Raw genomic sequence first — 1935 nt, forward strand, 5'->3', positions numbered from 1 at the left:
GGATTTATCAAGTTTTTTGAGAGGAAATGTACTAGTTATTCAAAATAACAAATCAGAATTGTCACTCCAATTAAAGCAAAACATGACTAAGCTTGAAGCAAGCTTCAAACAAAGAGATAAAGATATTAATCAACTAATTGATAAATCTAAAAACTCCATTGTTTATTCGAAATCGACCGACTTTAATCTTAATGAAGACAATAAAATTTCATTTTCAAAATCTGTTTTTATTTACGACAAAACAGAAGATAAAATCGTTGAGTTGGATATTATAAAGAATACGAAAGAAATTTCTGAATACATAAGAGAGCAAAAAGATGAGGAGGTGCAAAAGAAGTATACTCAGGAACTAAAAAGTATGATGAGTTTTCTACAATCTAAAATTGAGAAGTTTCCAGAAATTTCCAAAGACATCCAAAAATCATTGAATATTATCAAGCTCGAAGCAAATTTATTTAACGTTAACACACAAACACCTGAATCCAATAAAAAAGGTCAAAAAACCAAAATTGATCTTGATGTAAATGACTATGACAGATATGAGGATGCTAATAGAGCTAGAGAAGAAAGTGAAAAGCAAGAAGAACAAGAAAACAAAATTAAATTTAAAAGATAACTTGCAGTTTTAGATAGTTGTCTATATATTTATAGTTAAAAGTCAAACTCTTAAAAATTATGAGCTCCATTCAAAAATCAAATAATTTTCCTGACGAAATAAAATACCAACGAATAAATTTCAAAGAAAACGACTCTAAGGATTTAACAAGACAAAATTCAGATAAAGAATTTAAGATAAAGTCTTATAGACCTTTAACGGATGATGAATTTACTAAAGTTGAAGTCAAATTTAAAACATGGAAGCACTTAGACTTTTGGAGTAGAACGGTAGAAATACAAACTCCTGAAGATGTTGCTTTTATTTTCAGAAACTTAGAAAGTGAAGCTGTAGAACATATATTTGCAGTTCATCACAAAAAGGATAACTCTGTACAAATTCAGCATTTAGGAACCGGAACTTACAATGCTACAATAGCTGATACTTCTGCAATATTAGCAGGAATAGAAGAATTTGATACAGCTTCTGTTACCATAGTGCATAATCATCCTTCTGGAAATCTTACATCAAGTGTTGCAGATAAAAAATTGTTAGGGAAAATTGAAAGTATTTTACCCGAAAATGTTAAACTAAATCCAGGCATTATTCTAAATCTAACCAGTGGTAAATATCTTGAATTTGATGAAAACATTGACCTTATTCATGGAAAAGCGGAAGGTAATAATACTTTAAAATTAAGAGCTAAGACCTTCAGCAAAAAGGTGTTTAATAAAGATTTATTTGACTTACCATTGATTTTATCAACAAGAACAGCTGCGGAACTATCCAGTAAATTACGATTTGGAACTGCAGAAAAAATCTATTCTTTATTAACGGATAATTCAAATAGAGCTGTAGCTGCACTTGTTCCTAATGTTAAAGACAAGAATTGGACTGAAACACTTAAAAGCATGGCTGTAAAAACAGGTGCTAATGGTGTAATCTTCGCTACGAATCAAATGAATTATGCAAAATCAAATGATTTTTTCAATGAATTAAAAACATTAACACCTGTACTAAATGTCTTGGATGTTATACATGTAGAACCTAGTGAATTCATTAGAAATCAAAGCTATTATTCTGCTGCTGCCGAGGGCATTTTGCCCGCTTTCGAACCGAAAACAGAAATTGGAAGTTCTCACGTAAATGAGTTTTCAAATAAAGAGAATTCCGGAAAACTTGTTCGTGAAGAAAATAGTCTTGAAAAGCAATTAAGTAGCTTTCAAAAACAAAAGGAATATCTAATAGACAGCGGTCTGGGTGGTCAATTTACAGTCAAGTATAAGGGATATGACAGCACTAAAGAAAAGTATAGTTTTCAAATAGTTAACCCGGGTTTT

Annotated in this window: 2 protein-coding genes; both read left to right on the top strand. The window is 30.5% G+C overall.

Annotated elements, in window-relative coordinates; all coding sequences use genetic code 11:
• On the top strand, positions 1-616 hold a 616-nt coding region (locus VNJ50_RS15455), incomplete at its 5' end, for a hypothetical protein (protein WP_325583191.1).
• Positions 617-675: 59 nt separating this feature from the next.
• A partial coding sequence (locus tag VNJ50_RS15460; protein ID WP_325583192.1) for a JAB domain-containing protein occupies positions 676-1935 on the top strand: 1260 nt, incomplete at its 3' end.

Source organism: Gelidibacter sp., from assembly GCF_035577925.1.
Classification (GTDB): domain Bacteria; phylum Bacteroidota; class Bacteroidia; order Flavobacteriales; family Flavobacteriaceae; genus Gelidibacter.